21 protein-coding genes and 1 pseudogene are annotated in these 21,855 nt (G+C 42.5%); 14 read left to right on the top strand and 8 right to left on the bottom strand.

What is annotated here, in order from left to right; genetic code table 11:
• Positions 1-134 precede the first annotated feature (134 nt).
• The 5 genes from LEP1GSC192_RS00505 (at position 135) to LEP1GSC192_RS00485 (ending at position 4,484) form a co-directional block, all read left to right on the top strand.
• Positions 135-986: a sulfurtransferase gene (locus LEP1GSC192_RS00505; RefSeq protein ID WP_020767995.1), complete on the top strand. Its 852-nt coding sequence runs from the start codon at positions 135-137 to the stop codon at positions 984-986.
• A 61-nt stretch (positions 987-1,047) separates the two neighbouring features.
• On the top strand, positions 1,048-1,887 hold the full coding sequence (locus LEP1GSC192_RS00500; RefSeq protein ID WP_020767971.1) for a galactose mutarotase-like protein: 840 nt from the start codon (positions 1,048-1,050) through the stop codon (positions 1,885-1,887).
• 51 nt (positions 1,888-1,938) lie between these two features.
• Complete coding sequence (locus LEP1GSC192_RS00495; RefSeq protein WP_020767892.1) at positions 1,939-2,352, top strand: thiol-disulfide oxidoreductase DCC family protein; 414 nt, start codon at positions 1,939-1,941, stop codon at positions 2,350-2,352.
• Positions 2,353-2,851: 499 nt separating this feature from the next.
• Complete coding sequence (locus LEP1GSC192_RS00490; protein WP_198289284.1) at positions 2,852-3,664, top strand: M23 family metallopeptidase; 813 nt, start codon at positions 2,852-2,854, stop codon at positions 3,662-3,664.
• A complete protein-coding gene (locus LEP1GSC192_RS00485; RefSeq protein WP_232420928.1) occupies positions 3,633-4,484 on the top strand; it encodes an HAD family phosphatase in 852 nt (283 codons plus the stop codon). The genes LEP1GSC192_RS00490 and LEP1GSC192_RS00485 overlap by 32 nt, the downstream gene beginning before the upstream one ends.
• 107 nt (positions 4,485-4,591) lie before the next feature.
• Here the strand turns inward: LEP1GSC192_RS00485 and LEP1GSC192_RS00480 are convergent, their stop codons facing one another.
• The gene (locus LEP1GSC192_RS00480) at positions 4,592-5,431 is read right to left on the bottom strand and encodes a hypothetical protein (protein WP_020767997.1); all 840 of its coding nucleotides are present in this window, start codon (positions 5,429-5,431) and stop codon (positions 4,592-4,594) included.
• A gap of 32 nt (positions 5,432-5,463) precedes the next feature.
• Complete coding sequence (locus LEP1GSC192_RS00475) at positions 5,464-6,171, bottom strand: RluA family pseudouridine synthase (RefSeq protein WP_020767924.1); 708 nt, start codon at positions 6,169-6,171, stop codon at positions 5,464-5,466.
• A gap of 96 nt (positions 6,172-6,267) precedes the next feature.
• Here LEP1GSC192_RS00475 and LEP1GSC192_RS00470 point away from each other — a divergent pair, with 96 nt between their 5' ends.
• Complete coding sequence (locus LEP1GSC192_RS00470) at positions 6,268-6,882, top strand: helix-turn-helix domain-containing protein (protein ID WP_024864129.1); 615 nt, start codon at positions 6,268-6,270, stop codon at positions 6,880-6,882.
• A complete protein-coding gene (locus LEP1GSC192_RS00465) occupies positions 6,863-7,861 on the top strand; it encodes a hypothetical protein (protein ID WP_052005193.1) in 999 nt (332 codons plus the stop codon). The genes LEP1GSC192_RS00470 and LEP1GSC192_RS00465 overlap by 20 nt, the downstream gene beginning before the upstream one ends.
• Positions 7,862-7,903: 42 nt before the next feature.
• On the opposite strand, the pseudogene LEP1GSC192_RS00460 reads toward LEP1GSC192_RS00465, so the two are convergent.
• A pseudogene (locus tag LEP1GSC192_RS00460) lies at positions 7,904-9,238 on the bottom strand (sodium:proton antiporter); the annotation flags it as partial.
• Positions 9,239-9,618: 380 nt separating this feature from the next.
• On the opposite strand from LEP1GSC192_RS00460, the gene LEP1GSC192_RS00455 reads away from it, so the two are divergent.
• Positions 9,619-10,068: a Fur family transcriptional regulator gene (locus tag LEP1GSC192_RS00455; RefSeq protein ID WP_020767927.1), complete on the top strand. Its 450-nt coding sequence runs from the start codon at positions 9,619-9,621 to the stop codon at positions 10,066-10,068.
• Between the two features lie 6 nt (positions 10,069-10,074).
• Here LEP1GSC192_RS00455 and lpdA read toward each other — a convergent pair whose 3' ends face one another.
• Both lpdA and LEP1GSC192_RS00445 read right to left on the bottom strand, forming a co-directional pair.
• Positions 10,075-11,493: a dihydrolipoyl dehydrogenase gene (gene lpdA, locus LEP1GSC192_RS00450; protein WP_020767996.1), complete on the bottom strand. Its 1,419-nt coding sequence runs from the start codon at positions 11,491-11,493 to the stop codon at positions 10,075-10,077.
• Positions 11,494-11,683: 190 nt separating this feature from the next.
• The gene (locus LEP1GSC192_RS00445) at positions 11,684-12,427 is read right to left on the bottom strand and encodes a class I SAM-dependent methyltransferase (protein ID WP_020767888.1); all 744 of its coding nucleotides are present in this window, start codon (positions 12,425-12,427) and stop codon (positions 11,684-11,686) included.
• 67 nt (positions 12,428-12,494) lie between these two features.
• Here LEP1GSC192_RS00445 and LEP1GSC192_RS00440 point away from each other — a divergent pair, with 67 nt between their 5' ends.
• The 4 genes from LEP1GSC192_RS00440 to LEP1GSC192_RS00425 all read left to right on the top strand — a co-directional run bounded on the left by LEP1GSC192_RS00440 (position 12,495) and on the right by LEP1GSC192_RS00425 (position 16,896).
• Positions 12,495-13,601: a hypothetical protein gene (locus LEP1GSC192_RS00440; RefSeq protein ID WP_020767992.1), complete on the top strand. Its 1,107-nt coding sequence runs from the start codon at positions 12,495-12,497 to the stop codon at positions 13,599-13,601.
• Positions 13,592-14,104 carry a chemotaxis protein CheX gene (locus LEP1GSC192_RS00435; protein ID WP_020767899.1) on the top strand — a complete coding sequence of 171 codons (513 nt, stop codon included), beginning with the start codon at positions 13,592-13,594 and terminating at the stop codon, positions 14,102-14,104. Before LEP1GSC192_RS00440 ends, LEP1GSC192_RS00435 begins: the two co-directional genes overlap by 10 nt.
• 23 nt (positions 14,105-14,127) lie before the next feature.
• A complete protein-coding gene (locus LEP1GSC192_RS00430; RefSeq protein WP_020767889.1) occupies positions 14,128-15,153 on the top strand; it encodes an alpha/beta fold hydrolase in 1,026 nt (341 codons plus the stop codon).
• Between the two features lie 252 nt (positions 15,154-15,405).
• A complete protein-coding gene (locus LEP1GSC192_RS00425; protein ID WP_020767915.1) occupies positions 15,406-16,896 on the top strand; it encodes a DUF342 domain-containing protein in 1,491 nt (496 codons plus the stop codon).
• On the opposite strand, the gene mtnA is transcribed toward LEP1GSC192_RS00425, so the two are convergent.
• The gene (gene mtnA, locus LEP1GSC192_RS00420) at positions 16,897-17,976 is read right to left on the bottom strand and encodes an S-methyl-5-thioribose-1-phosphate isomerase (RefSeq protein ID WP_020767902.1); all 1,080 of its coding nucleotides are present in this window, start codon (positions 17,974-17,976) and stop codon (positions 16,897-16,899) included. It abuts the gene before it with no gap.
• Between the two features lie 162 nt (positions 17,977-18,138).
• Here mtnA and LEP1GSC192_RS00415 point away from each other — a divergent pair, with 162 nt between their 5' ends.
• Together LEP1GSC192_RS00415 and LEP1GSC192_RS00410 are read left to right on the top strand one after the other, a co-directional pair.
• Positions 18,139-19,164, top strand: a complete 1,026-nt coding sequence (locus LEP1GSC192_RS00415) for a rhomboid family intramembrane serine protease (protein WP_020767940.1) — start codon at positions 18,139-18,141, stop codon at positions 19,162-19,164.
• Positions 19,165-19,301: 137 nt separating this feature from the next.
• Complete coding sequence (locus LEP1GSC192_RS00410; protein ID WP_020767903.1) at positions 19,302-19,745, top strand: hypothetical protein; 444 nt, start codon at positions 19,302-19,304, stop codon at positions 19,743-19,745.
• Between the two features lie 50 nt (positions 19,746-19,795).
• Here the strand turns inward: LEP1GSC192_RS00410 and LEP1GSC192_RS00405 are convergent, their stop codons facing one another.
• Both LEP1GSC192_RS00405 and LEP1GSC192_RS00400 read right to left on the bottom strand, forming a co-directional pair.
• Positions 19,796-20,785, bottom strand: coding sequence for a CoA ester lyase (locus LEP1GSC192_RS00405; protein WP_020767917.1), 990 nt, complete (start codon positions 20,783-20,785; stop codon positions 19,796-19,798).
• Between the two features lie 103 nt (positions 20,786-20,888).
• Positions 20,889-21,821, bottom strand: a complete 933-nt coding sequence (locus LEP1GSC192_RS00400) for an ornithine carbamoyltransferase (RefSeq protein WP_036088572.1) — start codon at positions 21,819-21,821, stop codon at positions 20,889-20,891.
• Between the last annotated feature and the right edge of the window lie 34 nt (positions 21,822-21,855).

Below are 21,855 nucleotides of genomic sequence, written 5' to 3'. Positions count from 1 at the left end.
ATAGAAGAGGAATTTCCGTAGAATTCTTGAGATTATGTCCCGAATTTCCAGGAATACCAAAAAAAAGTTAAACTCTGAAACGGGACTCTGGAATATGGTTAAAACTAAGAGTAAAAAATATAACGGTATTCATCTTGTCTCACTGGAGTTTTCTTAAAACCGACCTGAACGAAAAGCAGGACTTATTCATCGATTGCCGCTCCCAAGCGCAATACCAGGAATCCACCTTAAAGGGTGCGTATTATTTTCCATTCGTCAAAAAAGCTTTTGCTTCCGATCCGGACTCTTCCAAAAAATTATTGGGTCCGATCGAAGAGATACTTGCTCTGGCTAAAAAAGAGGAGAAATCCAGGATACTCGTTTTCGACGAGGGAATGGGGATGTTCGCATCCAGACTCGTTTTTCTTTTGAGAGCCGCAGGTTTTCAAAATGCGTTTTTGATCGGACAACGTTGGCCTGTAGATGGAGCCAAGGAAAAAGGTTCCAAAGAATTGGATATAGGTCCTGCGTCAAAAGTCCGCAAATTAGAAGGAGTGATCGACAAGGCGTTCTTAGAAAAGAACCTAACTAGACTCCAAATTTTCGACACTCGCACACCGGAAGAATACGACGGTAAACTTCCTCGTCTGACCGCTCCCGAGCCGGGTAGTTTATGCGGAAGATTGCCTGGAGCATTCCTCTGGGATTGGAGAATGTTGTATGACGCGAACGGTGAACTCGTGGACAAAACTTTCTTCAATAAAAAGTTAAGAGGTTTTCCTTTTATGCCGGAAAGGACCACCGTTATCTACGATTATAACGGAGCAAGATCCTCCTTGCTTGCATTGATGCTCAAAGAAGTGGGATACAACGATGTGAACGTGTATGTTGGCTCTTGGTTCGAGTGGAGAAAATCCAATCTACCGAAACAAGCTGCAAATATATACGGTCAGTCAGGTGCAGGAGCTTCTGCACCTAGAGTCGGTGGCATCGACAGAAAAAGTTAAAAAAAGAAAGACTTCTTAAGCTTCTAAAAGAACCTCTCGTTAGTTTCTATGAGGAATAACGATGAGGTTCTTTTTTATTATAGGCCTATTATTTGTATTTTTATCGGATTGTGGATCCAGATTTGAGAAAATCTCTCCGTTTTCCATTCCTCCTCAAGAATTCGATCTTGGAAACGGGATCAAAGCCGTACTCCTTCCGAATGAACTATCGTTCATCACTTCCCAAGGTAAAATATTGGAATTTTCCCTAAAAGATCCGTTTCTTTCCTCCGCAAAAGGAGAGCAGATCGTTAATTACAGAAAGGCAACTTTTAAGATCAAAGATAAGATCCTATTTGAATGTGGATCCCAAACGATTGAAAGTCTTGGATTAGAATCCGGCGCATTACTAGTAAAAGGAAAACTTACCGGAAAAAATTGCGAAACTGGATATACGATCCGATTCGTTTCCTCTTCCAATGCCGGACTCGATTGGAAGGTGGAAATAACGAATCCGGAACTAAACCGCACATATATAAAATTCAAATCGGACGAATCCGAAAGTATCTACGGTTTAGGTGAACAATTTTCTCATCTGAATCTAAAAGGAAAAAAACCGTTCTTATTCTCCGAAGAACAAGGAGTGGGAAGAGGAGACCAACCCATCACTTGGGGAGCCGAATTATTAGAAGGTGCAGGTGGAAACGAATATAGCACTTATATATCCAGTCCTTTTTTTCTCACTTCTCGAAACAGGGGCTTCTTCTTTGAAAACGGCTCTTATTGCGTTTTTGATTTTGAAGAAGATTCCGAAATTACGATAGAATTCGGAGAAAGAGGATTGAATGTTAAATCCTGGAAAGCTTCAAGTCCTAAAGAGATCTTAAAATTATATACTTCTCATACAGGAAGAGCAGAATAATAGAGACTTACATGACTTCTACACTGTCTAAATAAAAAAAGAAGGTCTCCTTTGTCAAAATTTACGGAACCGATCGTGCTATTTGACGGAGTATGCAATTTATGTAACGGTGCAGTGAATGTACTTTTGGATCTGGATAAACATAAAAGATTAAAATTTGCAAGCTTACAGTCCGAATATGCAAAAAATCTAATCCAATCTAAGGCCCTGGAAGAAAAGATCCGAGGTATAGACAGTATTCTTTTCTGGGACGGGGAAGAGATCCATATCAAATCGAATGCCATCTTGGAGATTTGCGGTAAGTTGGGTGGTTTATGGAAAGTCCTCAAATTCGGTTATATTATCCCAAGACCAATCCGAAACATTCTGTACGATCTGATTGCGAAAAACAGGTACAAACTTTTCGGTACGAGAGAATCTTGCAGAATGCCAACCCCGGAATTAAAAGAAAGGATATTAGGATAGGGTATTCGCACAGAGTTCACTGAGGGCGTGGCGTGTAGAGTTTCCGATAGTTTACTCCGTGCTCTCAGTGTTCTCCGTGCGAAGCTTCCTGTTCTATCGCAAAGGTTATTTTCTCCAAAAACTCGGAAAAACCGCACAAAATCTGGCCTTTGAGTGCCTTACCTTATGTCTATTCCATCCAGGTTTCCGGGTTCAACTACGACGAAAGTTTCTCTAAATTTCTGAAAACTTTTCAGTAAGTTTGCATTTTTTCGGGACTCTATTCGTAGTACCTCATAAAAACTCTTAAATTCTATCAAAATATGCTAAAAATTGAGAGAATAGCCCTTAAAATAATTAATTTCATTGGAATTCGGTCGAATTCATTCAGTATCGTCAATTCCTCTGGATTTAGGTGGAGAAAAATCCTTGTCCCGAGATTATGGACCAGGAGGATAGGTTGAACTTTCGGAAATTTACCGCCGATCTTAAAAGCAAGACCCGTTTTTTAAGAGAATTTTTGGCGGCGCAAAAAGGAAAGAACCAAATGAAAAGAAAAACTATTTTTACGATAGTAGGTGCTTCTGCACTCGTCGTCCTTTCCTGGAAATCTTTCGCAAATACATATTTGGAAGAAGTTAAGGTCGACAACCAATTCATCCAAACCTATCAATCTAGAGAAGGGATCTGGATCGTTCCCGGAAAAGTAAAAGAATCCCTAGAGGATCTATACCATAAATTCGGAACTTCCGAAAGAGAAGTTCGTCTTCTCAACGGGATCCATGACAGCGGAAAGATCCAAAACTCAGAGCCTGTATTCTTCCCCTATAACGCAAATTATACCCGTAATCTTCTATTAGAAGACAAAGGAAGAGAGATTTTCACCTCGGATGCGAGAGAATTGATCTGGCCTTTGAGTTTCAAATATTCCAGAGTCACTTCTAGACTAGGAAGACGTTGGAACGCCTTACATGCAGGTGTGGACATCGCTTGTCCGAACGGATCCGTAGTGATTGCAGCCGCTGATGGAGTTGTAACCGATTCTAAAAGAGACGGTGGATACGGACTACGAGTAGTTCTTACTCATCCTCAAATCAACGGCATTCAAACATTATACGCCCATAATTCCCTTCTTTTCGTAAAGCAAGGTGACAAAGTGAAAAAAGGACAGGTGCTTGCACTTTCCGGAAATACAGGGCATACCACCGGGCCACATGTTCACTTCGAAGTCCGTTACCAAAACGTGGTTTTGAACCCTGAACATTATCTTCCCCCTTTCTTAGCTGATAAAGAATCCCAAGTTGCAATCGCAAAAGAAACCATCCAGCAATAAACCGTTGATCTCTAATTCCGACTGGTCTTCCGAAATCTTTTCCTATTTGGAAGAGAACCTGACCGGCCGGAAAATCCATATAGCTTTATTCGATTTTGATAATACTCTTGTCCGAGGTGATTTCGGAGAGGAAGTCATGTGCGAACTTTTACTAGCTGGAGTTCCTTGGATCCAATCCCTTACTCCTTTTTTTCCGGAAGCCGCAATCTCCGAAAAAATGGAAATTTTGCGTAAAACGGATACTCAATCCTTTATGGACGAGGTCTGGAAATATTACGAATCCAAGATAGAAAAAGAAGGCTTGGAAGCGGGGTATAGGTGGTCTACTTGGATCTTTTCCGGTAGATCCACGAAGGAGTTGCAGAATACCGCAAATCTTGTTTGGGAAAAGAACCAGAAGGATACAAGTCCCAAAGCGGTCCAAGCATTTCATCCTATGTTGGAACTTGTAAAAGAGTTGGAAAAGGCTGGGACCAAAATTTGGATCGTAACCGCTTCACCGGAACCTGTGATCCAAATGGTTTCGGAACGTTGGGGTATTCCGAAAGAGAATGTACTTGGCATGAGGTTGATCGAAAAGATTGGGATCTTAAGCCACGAGCTGATAGAACCTTTTACTTACGGCATCGGAAAAGTAAAATTACTCAATCTAGCCAATGGAAATCAAGGTTTCGATCTCGCATTCGGAGATTCTGAAAACGATTTCCCTATGCTTTCTCATGTAAGGTCCAAAGGGATTTTTTTGGACCGAGGCAAGAAGGCACCCCCTCCTGGAGTGTTTGTCCAATCCGTTAAGAACTGGAAGACGATCCCACTCTAAAAATTGGGTTCGCACAGAGTTCACTGAGAACACAGAGTAATTTCCGGTTTCTCCATTTAAGGCTACGAAATCCGAACCTCGGTGATCTCTGTGAGCTCCGTGCGAAATTATCTTTTTTTCAAATACTCAGGCATTTCCGGAAGTTTATCATCGGTCCAGATCCAATCTCCGATCAAGGAAACGATCGGAGCCTTCTCTCCATCTAGAATTTTTAATAAACCGATCTTTAGATCATTTTGTTCGGTGGCTCTATATGGAATATTCGGAAATTGTTTTTCGAAAATCCTTTTTTCAGACCCACGAACATAGTCCCAAAAGAATTCGGAAAACTTTTTGCCGGATTCCTTATGCTCATTCATTAGGTTTTGTAATTCCGGAAAAGGAGAAGACCTGCCGATTTTTTGCAGAAGTACTCCGATCCCCCTTGCACTTGTACTTATGAAACTTCCCGCGCGGATCATTTTTCTGGAATCCGGTTTTTCGATAGCCCACTCTTCCATTTTCTTTTTGATGAATGCTAACGCTCCATAAGAAGTAAGTAAATGCGGAAGATAATAAAAGGCGGAATATCCGACGGTCAAACGTGGGTTCAGTTTTCTTTCCAGTTCTATCATGGGATCCAGACAGAATTTAGCGGTGTTTATGATATCTACATCCGGAGTTTCAGAAACTGGATAACCTAAATTCCCTCTCGCAGGAGTATAGATAAAAATATCCACTTTCAGATGATTGATTTCTTTTAGGACTTTCTGAACGGCAGCTTCAGGCTCTTCTAATTGGATATGTGGAATTGTTTTATCTGCTCCGGTGACTTGAGAATCACCGGAAGTAGTCGAGATAATATTCCATTTGACTCCGGACTTTTTGGAATGTTCCCGAAGGCCTTCTATCGCGCTTTGGCCTGCGGCTCCCGATCCGCCTATGATCAATGCTATGGATTCACTCATTTTCGCCTCCGGAAAAGTGAGGACCAGCTTACTCATTCCGGAAATCGTATACCAGAAAAAAAGCGCATATAAGGTTGAAAATCCGAAGGAAGCTCGGAGATAAGTTTTACTTCTTCGTTGAATTCGTTTTTGAATTTTAGAAGATAAGAATGTAATAAAAATCGTTTTGGTTTCGGAACTAAACTTTTAGAGGAAGAATCACAGTATGTTTCATCTCCCAAGATAGGAGTTCCGATCGAAGAAAGATGAAATCGGATCTGGTGCCTTCTTCCCGTAACTAATTTTGCCGCAACCAAGGAGATATTTTTTTCTTTTGAATAGGAAAGAAGTGTAAAATCAGTGATCGCTTTTTTGCCACCGGAACGAACTGAACTTACTTTTCCTTTTCCATCTTTCAAAAAACATTCCACTCTGAATTCTTTCTCTTTTGGAATTCCTGCACAAATAGCCAAATAGGTTTTTTCCGAATCTGCTAAGATCGAATCCGCTTCTTTATTTTTGGATGGCTCTTTGCAAAATAGAAGGATACCACTCGTGTCTTTGTCCAGTCTATGGAGTAGTCGTAATTCCGGTTCCTTCTCTTGTTGCCGGACAAGATCTTCCAGATTTGGACGATTTGGATCGAATGTAGCATGGACAGGGATTCCTGCCGGTTTTTCCACGGCGAGTAGGAACCCCTTCTCATACCATTTTCGAATCGGATGCTTAATGGCCGGAAATTTGGGTTTCGGTTCCCTCATTGTTTTTCCTGTCGTATCTTCTCTAATTTGATTCCCGTTTTTGGAAAGTATGGAAATTGGATTGACACATCTTCCGTTATATTGGACGAATTAGGTATGAAACAGGCCGATGCCGAAGAACTCGATGGGAAGGAACTCATCTCCAGCGAACATATAACAGAAGTCGTTAAAGAAAACCTAAAATTAATTCGCCATACTAAAGGACTCTCATTAGACAAATTGGCATCCCGTTGCGGGGTGAGCCGAGCCATGCTTTCTCAAATAGAGCAAGGTAAAAGTGTTCCTACAATCGCGGTATTATGGAAGATCGCAACCGGTCTGAATGTTCCTTTCAGTGAACTTCTCAAAGAGAAGGGAACGGAAGGAGTTTTTCTCCTAAAAGCGGAGAATACGAAAGTCTTATATTCCAGCTCCAAGGTATATTCTAGTCGTGCCTTGTTTCCGTTTATCGGAGGCAGAAGGGTAGAATTTTACGAACTGATCCTGAAACCGGGAGGTATCGAAGTTGCAGAAGCTCATAAAGCCGGAACAACCGAGAACCTTGTCGTGGTCCAAGGGAAATTGCGCCTCCGTGTGGGGGACAAGGTGGTAGAACTGGATGCAAAAGATTCCGTATATTTTAGAGCGGATGTTCCCCACGAATATATCAACCCAACGGATACCGAAACTCTTATGTATCTGGTCATGGAATATACGGACGAAGCTAGCTAAACTTCTAGTCCTAAGCTTATTTTTTACTCCGGGTCTTCTATTTTCCGAAGCGCCCGATCCTTCCACAGGTTATTTCGGTATCGACAGATACGAAGAGCAGATCTCTTGTCATGAAGAGGATTGTATTCGTTATACATTGGATGAATTGAATTCCAAAGGTGGAAAATCCGAAGTCAGAAGACTTTTAGAAGAGAATGCCGGAAAGGTCTTAGTGGATCTTTCCGAAAAAAATCTTAAACTCGCGGACGACGAACTGGACGAGCTGCGTGATTTTCTATTAGAAATTTCTAAAAGAGACGGAAGGGTCGCCGTCGAAAAACTACATATCGCCGTCAGAGGATTGGAGATAACGGATCCTCCCGTTTTAAAGGACGTGGGCTTGATCGGTTGGGGGCTTATCAGAAGAATTTACAGATACGTATATTTTAAGAGGACGGGAGATTATAACGCTAAAGTCCTATATCATCCGGGAAACGGAAAGATCAACCTGATCTTCTTCGTGCATAAAAGATACGGAGATATCTGTGAGACGGTATTTTCTTCCTGCAATGAGATCGAATACCTAGATGAGGATACTTTCGATCTTCAATTATCCACTGCACTCAGGGAATCCAAAGAGAAGGGGCTACCGGTAAGAGTAAATTTTAAACAGGTTCAGGCTTCTTTTCCGGAAACAAAACTGGAATGGGAGAATGTAAAAAGTATAGGAAGATCTGCGAGAATGTACAAATGGCTCGCACTTCCTAAAGAGACGGAAATGAAACCCTTGAGCAGATCCAGGTTTCTACCCTTGCAAACAGCTCTGACTGTGATCGATTATTCCATTTCAGTATTCGATTACGTGAATCAGATCATCATGTACAAACCTGCACGAAATACAAAGGCAGAAGTGATGTACACACAAAAATTGACCGAAGAAGGAACTCTCGGAGCAAAGATGATCCATTCGGTCGTGTTTATTCCGATCAAGGAAGAGTAAAACTTCTCCGCTCCGGAAAGAAGCGGAGAGAAAAAGGATCTTTTAGAGGAAGAAGATCCAAGTCAAAAGTAAGAAGGTCGGTACCAAAAGTAGGAAGGAATACACTACGTATCCTCCGAAACTCGGCATTTTAATCTTATTCTCTTCTGCTACGGATTTTACCATGAAGTTCGGCGCATTACCTATATAGGTCAAAGCACCCATAAATACCGCACCCACGGAAATCGCTTTTAGTAACTCCTCTCCCACCGGATCCGCTAAGATCTGGCCTACATTAGAATATCCTAATAATCCTTTAGCCAAGGATAAGAAGGTCAGGTAGGTAGGAGCATTGTCCAAAACCCCCGAGAATGCGCCTGTTGCCCAGAAGAACTGCCATCTTTCTGTGATTCCCAATTCTTTTCCATGGTGTTCCAGGAGTAATAATGCAGGGATCATGGTTAAGAAAATACCGATGAACAGGTAAGCCACTTCTTGGATGGGACCTAAAGTGAATTTGTTCTTTTCTCTCAGTTTAGGATTGGAAGTCACTTTAGACAAAGCAATCAAACCGATTAGAACTGCTTCTCTGATGAACCCAAGGAAAGGGTATTTTGCAATGGCAGGAATATAGTTTTGGTTTAGGAAAGCGACGGATAAGATCACGCCTAAAAGCCAGATCAAATTTACCTGGCCTTCTAAACCGATAGGTTGTCTGTGAGCATGATCGTAACGGAGGTCCTTTTTGGTTTCCTTTCCGTGCATGATCGTGTCCCAGATAAAGTAGATCACGAGCAGAATACCGGAAGCAATTACCATTTCAGGAAATAATTTAAAAGTCCATACGAAAGGGACTCCCTGCAGATACCCCAAGAATAAAGGAGGATCCCCCAATGGAGTCAAAGAACCGCCAATATTGGAAACCAAAAAAATAAAGAAGATCACTGTGTGGACCACATGTTTTCTTTCTGAGTTAGTCTTGAGTAGAGGTCGGATCAGAAGCATGGAAGCTCCGGTCGTTCCGATAAAGGATGCTAAGAAAGTCCCCACGATCAAGAAGATGGTGTTATTTATGGGAGTAGCTTCTATATCCCCGTTTAATACGATACCGCCGGAAATATAAAAAAGTGCACCTAACAGAATAATAAACGGAATATAGTCGAATACCATCGTGTGGAAAATTTTTCCACCCCAGCTATGCGCCATTAATATCCCGAAAGAAACTCCTCCTAATGCCAAAGAAAGAAGAAGTTTGTTATTATTATTCTCCCACCAATGCTCAGTCGTATGAGAGATCAAGGGTAGAAGTGCAATGCTGAGTAGGATTAGGATAAAAGGAATAACCGACCAGAGAGGAAGATCATCTCCTGCCTCCCCATGAGCGGATGCAGTCTCTTGGTGCCCGTTTCCGGTCCCATGTTCCCCGTGGCTTGTATCCGTTTCGGATTGAGCTAAGCCGTTCGTTTGAGGGGAAGCCCCTGTTTCAGCCCAAACGGAAACGTTCAGGACAAGGGAGAGAAAGAGTAGGGTAATAAAAAATTTGTTTCTCATCATTCTCTGCTTTTCGAAGATTTTTCGTCAGGTTATAGAGATTCCGATATTGTTTCAAAGGAAAATCGGTGATTTTCCGGGTTTTTTTGGGCTTCTTTTTTTAGATTGCATAAATCCTTCCTTTTTTGCAGGATCCTAACAGGAATCCATATCTTCTAGACTTTTTGCTTTATATTTGGGTCTTTCGGACCGTCAGATATATAGGCCCTTAGAGAGAACCGACAACCATGACTGTTTTAGGTAAACAAAAAGAATACTGCCTGACTCCGGACGAAATAGAGAGCAGATTAAAATCGGTTTCGATACAACCGACCATGCAAAGGATTTCCATTTGCCAATACGTGCTTTGTGAAGCGGATCATCCTACCGCGGAAGAAGTAAAAGAATGGGTAGATAAACGTTCTTTGAAGATGAGTTTGGCAACCGTTTACAATACTTTAAACGTTTTAGTATCAGCCGGTCTATTAAGAGAATTTAAATTTTCCTGTTTGGGAAAATCAGTATTCGATAGTAATATCGACGATCATTTCCATTTTTTCGATGAGAAAACAGGTAAATTCCATGATCTAGACGCGGACCTTCTTACCATAGATTCCAAACTTCCTAAAGAGTTTAAAGTGAATAAGATGGATATCCTATTCACCGGATCCTTGGAAGAATCGAACGTTTCTGCATGAGTTACGTTAGATATTAATCGCTTCTCCTAATGCCTGTCCTGCCGCTTCCATTACGGATTCGGAAAGTGTAGGGTGGGCATGTATCCTTCCCGCAATTTCTTTTAAGGTTAGCTCGGATCCCATTCCTAAATTGATCTCACCTAATATTTCGGTAACATTCGGTCCGATAAGGTGAGCCCCTAATACTTCTCCAGTTTTGCGATCCGCCACTAGTTTCACCATTCCTTCCACTTCGCCTAAGGCTTGGGCTCTACCGTTCGCTCTAAACGGGAATTTTCCTACGACCACGTCTATGCCGGATTTTTTGGCTTCTTCTTCCTTTAAGCCGACTGAGGCAACTTCCGGATGGCAATAAGTGCAAGCAGGAATTTTAAGATAATCTAATGGTTCGTAAACCAGCCCATGAGGATTTTTCTTTTGGATAGAAATCGCTTCCGCTGCTTTAATCCCTTCGGTAGAAGCCACATGAGCGAGTAATGGTGCTCCGATACAATCTCCGATCGCATAAATATTTTGAACTTTGGTCCTAAATTTAGTATCTACCTTGATAAATCCTTTTTGTAGAAACACTCCAATCTCCTCCAGGTGGATACCTTCCGTGTTCGGAGTGACGCCGATCGCCACAAGAACCTTGTCGAACTTTTTTCTTTCTCCTTCCGGAGCGATTCCTTCTCCCTTTAGAAGAATGGATACTCCATCCGATTCCAACTTAGGTTCGGATACTCCAACACTTGTCAGGATCTGTATGCCTCGTTTAACGAAGGAACGATTGAGAAGGTTGGAGATTTCAGGATCCTCTAATGGGAGGATTTTATCCTGCATCTCTACAACCGTCACTTGAGTTCCCATGCTGGAATAGAAGTCCGCAAATTCTATTCCGATGGCTCCGGCACCAATGATTGCCAAAGTTTTAGGAGGAGAGTTTTGGATCATTGCGTGTTTACTGGAGAGAACTTTCTCCCCATCGAATGGAAGTCCCGGAAATTCTTTCGGCCTGGCCCCCGTTGCGATGATAAAATATTCGGATTGGATCTCTTCTTTAGAAGTGTCCGGAAGCCAGATCGTATTTTTGTCTTTGAAAACCGCGCTACCTTTTTTAACGGAAATTTTATTCTTTTTCATCAAAAACTCGACTCCGTTAGACATTGTGTCTGCGACACCCCTGGACCGTTTGATGATGTTCGGAAAATCCGGAGAAACTTTTTCCACATTTAGGCCGAAGGTTTCTGATTTGCGGATGGATTCTAATAAATGTGCGGATTCTAAAAGTGCTTTTGTAGGAATACAACCCCAGTTTAAACATACCCCGCCTAGTTTTTCTTTTTCTACTAGACATACGTTCAATCCGAGTTGGGCTGCTCGAATGGCAGCCACATATCCTCCCGGTCCACCGCCGATCACAGTAAGGTCATAGTTCTCCGCCATCTCATTCCTCCGGATGGCAATTTTGGATTTTTATTCCGACTCTGGGAAGAAGATTTTCTAGGTTTTTTCGCACGGAGCTCACAGAGAACACGGAGAAAAAATTAGGACGCACGTGTTGGAACTCCTACGTCACGATTTTTCACGAATTGAATACCTCCGTGAACTCAGTGCTCTCTGTGCGAAATGAAGACTAATTACTCTTCTTCTTCAGAACCAAGATCATTCTACTCGCATTACTTTTGAATTTTACTTCGTTGTAGTTGGAGTATACATGTAGGATCTCCATTCTGTGTTTTGCGAGCATTCTTTGGAGTTCCACTAGGAAATAGGCTCTCATCAAATGTTTGTCTTTGATCTCTTTTGCGTTCAGATTATAGATATAATTTACTTCGACGACAGTGGATTGGTCCGCTCTGACTAGGCGAAATCCTCTGTTTCTTTGTATGGTAGTGTTTTTGGCCTTGATCTGAGCAACCGGACCGATCGCTTTTCTTTTGATCTTGCGAAGAGGTTCCGCATTCCAAACTTCTAAAACTGCGATGCCTGCCGGTTTTAGGTTCAGCTCCAGATTTTTGAGAGCCGCTTCTACTTCTTCATTAGATAATAAATAATTAAAAGAACCGAATAAACTGATGATTGCGTCCCATTTTTCCTGGGATTTATAGGATTGCATGGCTCCCACTTCGAATTTGCAATGGGAATATCTTTTTTTGGCCACCTCAATCATTTTGATCGAGGAATCTATACCTCTGGATTTATATCCAAGGCTTTGGAAATGGGTAACATGTTCTCCCGTGCCGCAACCTAGGTCTAAAATATTCCGGACCCTGTGTTTTCGGAAAAGCCTATCTATAAATTGGGTTTCCATCTCGAATTTTCGAGCGTTCTTTTCAATATCGAAGTAATATTCTGCCAGTTCCGAGTAGAGTTTCATAGAAAAATCGTTTGAGCCGGACCGGGGAAAACCCGTTACATATAGTAACGGAACTGAAGTTTACAAAATGCAATTTTTCCCCCAATTTTTTCCCATTTTAGAAGTTTTTCCATTGGCTTCCGCTTCTCTTTCGACCTGGATCGACGGGGAAGTTTTGGCCTTGGGTGGGATCTCCTTCTGTCTGCTTTCCCTATTCGGATACGTTGTACATACTACAATGGATAGAAGAGAAGAGAAGGACACCGAGTCGGAGGTCCCATTCTTCCAATCGATCCTAAAGGAAGAAGTTCCCGAAGGCCAAAAACAAGCCGCCTTCGAAAAAATTCCTTCCGAGGAAGGTGTTCCTTCGATCTTTTCCCAAGATGAGTCCTTATATCTCTTAAAAGAAGAAGTTCCCAAGGAGACAAAAACTCCCTTCCAATCCTTCTATATTCCTGTCAGAGGAAAAACCTACGAGGCGGTAAGATCCTTTTTGGATTCTATCCGAGTGGGAGAGGAAGATTGGGAAGTTCTACTACATGATTCCAAAGGAGATCTACAAACTGTAGCGAGTAAAACCGGAAGTATTTCCGTATTTCCATCCGAAAGAAAAAGAGCCACCGAACCAAAGGAAGGCGCAATCGTTTGGAAATTGGAATGGGATTCTTTTTCCTTGGGAGAAGTCAGACAAACTTCTTCCTCCCTATCTGAATTTTCCCTTGATGAAATTTCTTTTAGATTGGATAAACTTGTAGAAGGATTGGTCCTCGCCGGTGAATCCCAGGACGGAGAAACGGGCTGGAGTTCCTACCCGGTGTTTTCCCAACATTTAGAAAGGGAAAAGGTCGAGGGAGAGGAGACCAAAATCCTGGTCTTTTTGGAATTCGAGTCCGACGGGGATTTGGTTTCCGATTTTAGAAGTCTAGGAAATTGGTGGAAGTCTAGATTCGGAGAAAATTTTTCCATATATCGCATCCGAAAAAACCGATTAGCGACCTTCTTTTACGCGGAAGATTGGATGAAATTTCAAAATTCGCTTTCCGGGCTCATGGAATTTTTAGGTCCGGAAAAGACCAGGCTGAATGTGGGAGCCTCGGTTCGGGTTAGAAAAGATGACTCCGAATGGGAACCAAGAGCCAAAAAAGCATTACATTCTTCTAAAGAAGAGGGACCGAACCGTTTAGTATGTCTTTGAACATAGATCCATTATTGGATGAAAAATTCATACTTACCATTTCCCAGATCTTCCCGGAGTTTTTGGAAAAAAACCTAGGAGTTCATGCGGTCCGAGAAGCGTTCGGACCTTCTAAAAACGAAGGTCTATGTTACGAGAACTGTACTTCTGTGGAATTCCAAGGTGAAGCAAAAGGGAAACTTTATCTGGCAATGGACGGTTATACTAAACTCAAACTTTTGCCCAAGATCGCCAGGTCCTTCCATATTGATCCTACTATCCGAAGTCATGCTGCTTCCATTATGCTGGAATTTGCCAACCAGATCTGTGCCGAACTCATCTCCGAAATGAAATTGGGAAGATTCCAAATAGATATTCTTCCTCCGGAAAATCTGAACAATAAATTGGTCCCGATAGATCTGGAAAATTTAAGACAGTATATTCTGATCTATTTTTTGAAAGACGAGGACGCTAAAGAATATTTGGGCAGGATCTATCTCATTCTCTTAATGCAAAAATATTAATATATAAACAAGGCTTCCTTTGCATGATTCGATATTCTTTCCAGGGACTTCCATTCTTACTCAAATACGCAGACATGATAGATTCTCCCGAGTCGGCGGTCCGGGAAGAACATGTAAGAGTTTCCAAAAAAATTTCCTTCCGGACCAAAATATTTCCGGGCCCGGAACATTCTCCTGCGATCTACTTACAACATGGGATGAGTAACCGAGGTATAGACGATCCAAGGATCCTCACACTTGCAAAACATCTAAGAAATAGCGGTGCCACTGTGTATCTTCCCGAACTTCCGGAAGTCAAAGGGTTGGAAATTTCGGAGGATACAGTTCCGAATATCAGATCCTTATTCCACGAGATCGTAAAGAGAGAAGGCCAAGCGATCTCATTCTTATCCGCAAGTTTTTCCGCCGGGATGGGAATGGTGGCGTTATCCGGAAAGGAAGAGCAGAAAAATCTAAAATCCGCTCTACTTGTCGGAACGTACTCCGACTTCGCGGAAACTCTCCCTTTCAGTCTGTCCAATTATCACCTGGACCCGTATGCGGTTCACGTTTTATTATATAATTATATTTCTAAGTTAGAGCCTAAACTTTCGAAATTAGAAGAGTTCTACTTTGAAGCTGCCTTGGATAACGGATTGAAAAGAATGGGAGAAGAGGAGAAGGCCCCGAAGCTCCTTAAAAAATTGAACCAAAAAGAGAGGGAATTCGTACATTCTCTTCAAACCGATCCCGGCTTTAGGATGGCGTTAGTAGAGCCTATTCTATCCGTACTCCCGCATAACTTCATTTTACGAAATTCTCCTAAAAACTATCTCTCCGATTGGAAGGCGCCTATCGCCTTATTACACGGATCAGACGATCCTGTGATCTCTCCTGACGAATCGGAGCAGTTATTCGGATCTTTAAGGAACGGAAAAGAGGAGCATAAAGTGATCTTAAAGTCCAATTTGATCACTCATGGGGACCATCTTCCCTTTTATACCCAGTTAGGTGAGATCCCGAAACTTGCCGGGCTCTGGGGTTTTTTTCTAAAAAAATCAGGACTCTAATATTCTTTACGTTATATTTTCCGAAAATATTCCGTCCTTAAGGATAGGCCTCTTACGCCTTTTTTTTGAGTTCCAAACTCTTGTATATTCAGGGTAAAAGGTTATAGTGGTCTATTGTTAAAAACGCGAAAAGGAATAACCGGCAGGTTCAAATACGATCTTTTTCGGATCTTTTCAGGATTCGAAAAAAGGATTTCTTCCATGATAAAAAAAGGCGGAGGAAACTTCTTTTTGAATTGTTAGCTAGGTAGTATGGTTGTGAGTACAGAGCAAACTTCGGGTATATCGGATCAAGAAACAAGCTGGGAAAGTGTATTCTCTCTCAAGATCAGTTCGGATAGTCTTGGCGCCGATCTGACGATCCGTCCAGGTATGATTAAGGGAAGGGCTCTTTCCACCAGCATCATTATCGAGTATCTTCATAATAAGGATATCTCCCAAGATCGTATCATTGGGGACAATATCTATGGTGCGTTAAAACAATTGCAATCATCCACCGCTCGGATGGATTTTTCTCCTATTTCTTTTGTTGTGGCCCAAGGTTTTCCCCCCGTTAAAGGTGAGGATGGTTGGGTAAAATTTTACCATCCCCAGGCCCAAAGGGTCAAGATCGGGGAAGATGGACATGCGGATTATAGGAATATCGAAAGGTATATTTACGTAAAGGCGGGGGAAAAACTTGCGACCCTTTTCGAAGGGATCCCTGGTAAACCCGGTATGGACGTTTTCGGAAAACCCATTGCTCCACCTGCTATTAAGAGACCTAAAATTACGATCGGTAAGAATGTTCAGGAAAAGGGGTTAGTCCAAGATAATAAACCCTTAGTAGAGTATTTTGCCACCTGCAACGGTGCGATCTTTTCCACCGAGTCTTCCATTACCGTTTCCCAAGAATTGCAGATCGATTCCAATGTGGGACTCTCAACAGGAAATATCAATTATGACGGAAACGTTTTAGTAAAAGGAGATGTGGAAGCTGCTACCTCCATCAAAACCCAAGGGAATTTGATGGTAAAAGGGAATGTGGAGACCTCCGACTTGGTGATCGCCCGAGACCTAGAAGTGAGCGGCGGGATCAAAGGTGACGGAAAGAATATCATTAAAATAGGCGGACATCTTTACGCTAAGTTCATTGAGAACGCGGAGATAGAGGTGGATGGAGATGTTGTTGTCGAAGGTTTTATCCTGAACTCAAAGATCCATTCTCTAGGTAACGTGATCCTGAACGGTTCCAGCGGAAATTTAGTATCTTCTACCGTTTCTACGTATATGGGATTGACCTGCGCAAATCTCGGTTCCCAGGCGGAGTTAGATGTAACTGTGGAGTTAGGATTTCATTTTAGGAACGAAAAAAGTTTCCAAGATCTGACCAAACGTCTCCAAGTTGCGGAGAAGGAAATAGAGAAGGTCCTTCCTAAGGTCCAACAGATCAAACAGATGGTTCAAAGATCCAGGGGGCAGATACCTGAGGATAAAAAAGAAGGTTATCGTAAGGTTTTCGAGGAATACAATAAGCAGAATAAATTCATAGAACTTGTAAAACAAAAACTGGAAGTCTTAAAATCTTCCAGATTTAATACAGGGGAAGTGCAGCTTGTTGTGCGAAAGGGCGCGTACAAAGGAAGTATCATCAAGTATAGAAGGCAGGTGGAGAAGGTTGAAAAATTCCAATCTGCTTTTATGATGCGTTTCCAACCGGGCCAAGACAAGGCCGCAATGGTCGCAATCAAACCGCAAAAGTAATCAACTGAAAAAATCTCTGATCTTATCCGGAGGAACGATTCCTTTCTCCGTGATAAATGCTTTGATCAGATTCGCTGGAGTCACATCGAAAGAAGGATTGAGCGCTTTTACTCCGACTGGAGCGATCACTCCCTCGGAAAGGATCGCTTCTCCTTTTTCGTTTTTCAAAAAGTTCAAACGAGTGACCTCGTCTTGGGTCCTCATTTCTATCGGAATTTGGGATCCGTCAGCGATTTTAAAGTCGAAACTTTTTTCCGTGGCCGCTATATAAAAAGGGATCCCATGGTGTTTCGCTAAAACCGCCAAAGGATAGGTTCCGATCTTATTCGCCGAATCACCGTTGGCTGCTACTCTATCCACACCTACGATGACAGCGTCTATTTTTTGGGAGGACATGAGCCAGCCGGCCATACTATCCGTGATCAGATAGTTTTCGATCCCTTCTTCCATGAGTTCCCAGGCGGTGAGTCTCGCTCCTTGCAGATAGGGACGGGTCTCGTCTGCATACACCGTAAGATCATGACCGGCGTCTTTGAGAGAACGGATGACCCCGAGCGCAGTCCCATGACCTGCAGTTGCAAGAGCGCCGGTATTACAATGAGTGATAATTTTTAGTTTCGAAGGAGTGGAAGGAAAAAGACTTACGCCATTCTTCGCTAATGCTAAATTGTTCCGGATATCTTCATCGAAAACATGGATGGCGAATTCTTCCGATTTTTGTTGGAGTTCCGACAGAGACACTTTGTCATACACTTCTTTTGGAAAAATGGAAGAAAGTTCCTCGAAAGCCCTGCGTAGATTTACCGCAGTTGGTCTCGAAGATAGGATCTTGGAAAGTATACTCTGGAATTCTTGGTAATCCGGTTTGTTAGAAAATTTTTTCAATTCCAAGACCGCTCCGAATAACCCGGTAATGGCGATCGCAGGAGCTCCACGAACCACCATTTCTTTGATGGCAAAAATTGCGTCCTCGGAATTTCGAGCGGTAAACCATTCTTTTTTGCCTGGGATCTGTCTTTGGTCCAAAAGTTTGAGTCCTTCTTTCTCCCAAAAAATCGGCCTTAAGTTCTCTTTTTTCATTTTTTTACACTCCGAGGCTAAAGCAGGCCTTTCCTTTCTTCGATGATAAAACTGTGATTGAAATCATCCACCGACTCCCCGGAGGATGAGGACGAACCGGGGCCGATCCCGCCCCGGCTTTGCCTACTTGACTAGGATACCAGTACCTTTAATCCTTACATAATGGCAAAGAGAAATCCGACCTCAGGTCCGAAGCTTTTCGGATTCTCGCTCGTTCACCCGTTGAACCTGGTCTTATTCTTCAATATTTTCGTCTGGGCGCTTCTGATGATGGAAGGTGGACGAGGAATTATCACATACTTTTTCGGACTCAACCCAAGCCTGGTCATCGAAAAAAAAATGTATTGGCAGGTGTTCACGTACGGATTCCTACATGTGGTAGGCGGCGACTTCTTCTCTTCTCTCATCCATATCGGTATGAATATGTTCGGACTTTTCACTGTCGGATTCTGGCTCTGCAGATATATCGGCGGTTGGAAATTTTTAAGCGTGTATCTTCTCTCCCAACTAGGTGGGGGACTTTTCGTATTGTCTTTTTCTTATATAGGTTGGAAGACGGGGCTTGTTCCGGAAAATTCCATCTGGGATAGTTATCATTCCGCAACCGTAGGTGCAAGTGGCGGAGTTTTCGGTGTGCTTGCGGCATTCAGTTTAATGTTCCCCGAAGCAAGATTTGTTTTTCCACCCGTAAGAGCGAAATTTGCTCCTTGGGTCCTGATCGGTTTCGGATTTTCATTTGATGCGTATTATCTTCTGCAATTCCATTCCAGCGGGGTAATGTCCCAAAGTTTTTTCGGGATGATGAGTAACTCCGGTCATTTAGGTGGAGCGGTGTTCGGTCTACTGAGTCTTTTAGGGATCCAAAAATTCGGAGGAAAAACCAAAACCCCAATCTTTGTAAGAAGGTGGGATAAGCCTAAGGAAAATCAGGAGAGAGTAGTTGTTCGTCCCAAAAATATAGAAGACCCATTCGAGACACAGATCCGAAAAAATAGAGAACTCTTAAGTCAACTGTATGGAATTTCGAATGCAAGGGAGAAGGAAAATTTACTGGTTCCTATACAGGCGGAAAATACGAATCTATGTCCTCCATCAGACTACAATCCGGAGGATACATTTTGTCTTCGTTGTGAATGGCTTCAAAACTGCGAATTGAGAAAATTAAAGAAAGAACACCCGGAACTTTGAAAGAATTTATACGAACTTTTTCGTCTATCTTCTTATAACAAGTATTGGGCGGAAATTTCTGGACATAAATTGAATACGTCCATAGAATAGTTTCCGTCCGAAAATTCGGACAATCGACTTTGAGGACCTCAGTAAAATTGGCGGATAAAAAGAAAACAGTTCTTCCCGAGGTTCTTATGAGGGAAAAATTACAAAAGATCGCCCTTAATGAAAAAGCTAAAGCTTCTAAGATAATCGGATCGGAGAAAGGGAATTCGGGAACCGATCCCAAAAGAGACGAGGGGCCTGGTTCTAAAATTTACAAGGCCATTGACGAGGCTCTCGCAGATCTCAGATATTATTTTTTAGAAGGCGAATACAAAGACAGGATCGCCGACTTATTCAATCGTAACGAAAACCAGTTCGATCGATTAGGGATCACTCCCAGAAGATTTTTAGAGTTCGCCAGAGAGTCTTTCGATCGTTTTAAACAATTACAGAAAAAAATGCCTTTGGAGCCAATGAACAAAAAAGGTTGGGAATATCTGGAAAGAAGTTTGTTGGAACTGATCGGCAAACTGAACGATAAATTTAATAAATAAAAAAGCCGCAGGACTCTGCGGCTTTTTCGTTTGTAGGCATATCTAAAAGATTAGAAGAATCTTTTTGCTGCTTCTTCCGGAATTGCGATACCCGTAAGTTTTGCTTTTTGAAGAACTTCCCAGAAATAACGATAAGTCGCTCTGTCGTGAAGATCTCCGTCGTGTTGGATTGGTCCCCATTCCGCATCTTGCGCTTTTACAAGGATTGCAGCGGAAGTTTGGACTTCGCTATAGTCCGGAGCCATCGCGTCTAAGATCGCTTGGATCTGGGTTGGATAGATGGACCACATACGAAGGAATCCGAATTCGTCATGAGCTCTTTTCGCGTCTTTATACGTTTGGTATTGGTTTTTCAGGTCCAAAGTGACGTTGTGAGCTGGGATTACCCCGTTTGCTAATGCGGCAGCCACACAAGTAGCTTTCGCTCTTCTTAATAATTCGTGATCGAATTGTCCCGGGCTCTTCATACAAGAAGCTGGGATTGCTCCGTGATGGCCGGAGATAAAGTCCATTAGACCGAAATCGATTACTTGCATCCAAGGAAGAGCGGCGATCTTTTCCACATCCGCAAGAGCTCCATGAGTTTCGATCAGAACGTGGATTGGGATCTCTCTAGTGATCCCTGCTTTTTTAGCAGCCCCTTGGATATAAGTGATCATTTCTTCCACTTGAGAAGCTTTTGTAGGTTTAGGAATTGTGATGTATGCGATCTTGTTTCCTGCACCCGGAACGATAATGTCTACGTCTTGTTTCCAGTAAGAATTGGTATAATCGTGGATCCTTACACCGCTCATATTGTGTTTATTGAGTTCGGAGTTTTGGATGCGGACGATCATTTCCGCGTGTTCTTTTTCCTTTCCGGTTTGCGCTCCGTCCTCACAGTCCATTGTAATGTCGAAAAGACCGCCGAGTTTGTTTTGTAACTCCAGAGCTTTTGTGATCAGTTTATCGGATCCGGCAAAATGTTCACAGGCCGGGATGATGGGGAAAGGTTTTTCTCCTTCGAATAATGCATCCTTAGGATGTGTTAATTTGGACATAAAAGTACCTTTTGAGTTTTTGCGATTTTAGCCTAGCTCGGCTGTCTTAGAACAGGGTTTTCAGAAAAGGCCTTCCAGGCAACGGATTTTTGGAAGTGTTGGCTCAAGCTTCTAAGAGTTGTAGAATGACCGCTTTCTGTGCATCCAGTCGATTCTCCGCCTGTTGGAAGATGATGGATCTAGGACTTCTGACCACTTCTCTAGTGATCTCGTATCCTGAGTGGATAGGCATATCGTGCATCACCTTTGCCTTGGTCTCTTTTAATAATGCCTCGTTAATTTGAAAAGGCATCATTAGGTTCATCCGCTCCTTTTTCTTATCCGCGAACGCAGGATCATTGAAGAACTCCATGTCCACCCAGGTATCCGTATAAATATAATCCGCATTTTTTACGGAACGAATCAGGTCCGTCTCCCATTGGATGGTGCCTTTCTTCTTGGCTCTTTCCACGGTCTCTTGGTCTATATTTTCCGTCTCAGCGATCGGAGTGAGAAGTGTGAGTTCCATTCCTAAAGCGGAAGTGATCCCAATCAGCGAATTCACTACGTTATTATGCACGCCGATATAGGTGAGCTTTAACTCTTTAAGAGGTTTAGGATTGTCCATTACGATTGTAAGAATATCCGCAAGAGACTGGCAAGGGTGGAATTTATTACAACATCCGTTGATAACCGGCACCTGAGAACCTGACTTTAACTGTAAAAGTTCTTCGTGTTTTCTCATCCGGGCCATGATAACGGAAACGTTTCTGGAAAGATATTCCGCTTCCAGGTCGATGTCGGAGAGAAGAAAGTTAGAGGTCATCCAATCCAAATAGATCGCATGTCCTCCCATCTCGGTCATTGCTACTTCGAAGGAAACTCTGGTACGAGTGCTCGTCTTTTGGAAGAGCATAGCAAGCGTCCTACCTGTCATATGCCCAAGATAATTAGCCCTATGATTTTTGACATGTACGGCAAATTGCAAAAGGTCTAGGACCTCGGCGTCAGACCAATCTAGCCAAGAGATAAGATGTTTAATTTTAGGACTTTCCATAGACCGCTAAACTATTACAGTCTAAAAAATCAAC

It is taken from the genome of Leptospira sp. B5-022 (assembly GCF_000347035.1).
GTDB lineage: Bacteria > Spirochaetota > Leptospiria > Leptospirales > Leptospiraceae > Leptospira_B > Leptospira_B cinconiae.
Note: the sequence above shows the minus strand (reverse complement) of the source record. Positions and strands in the feature narration are given on the sequence as shown.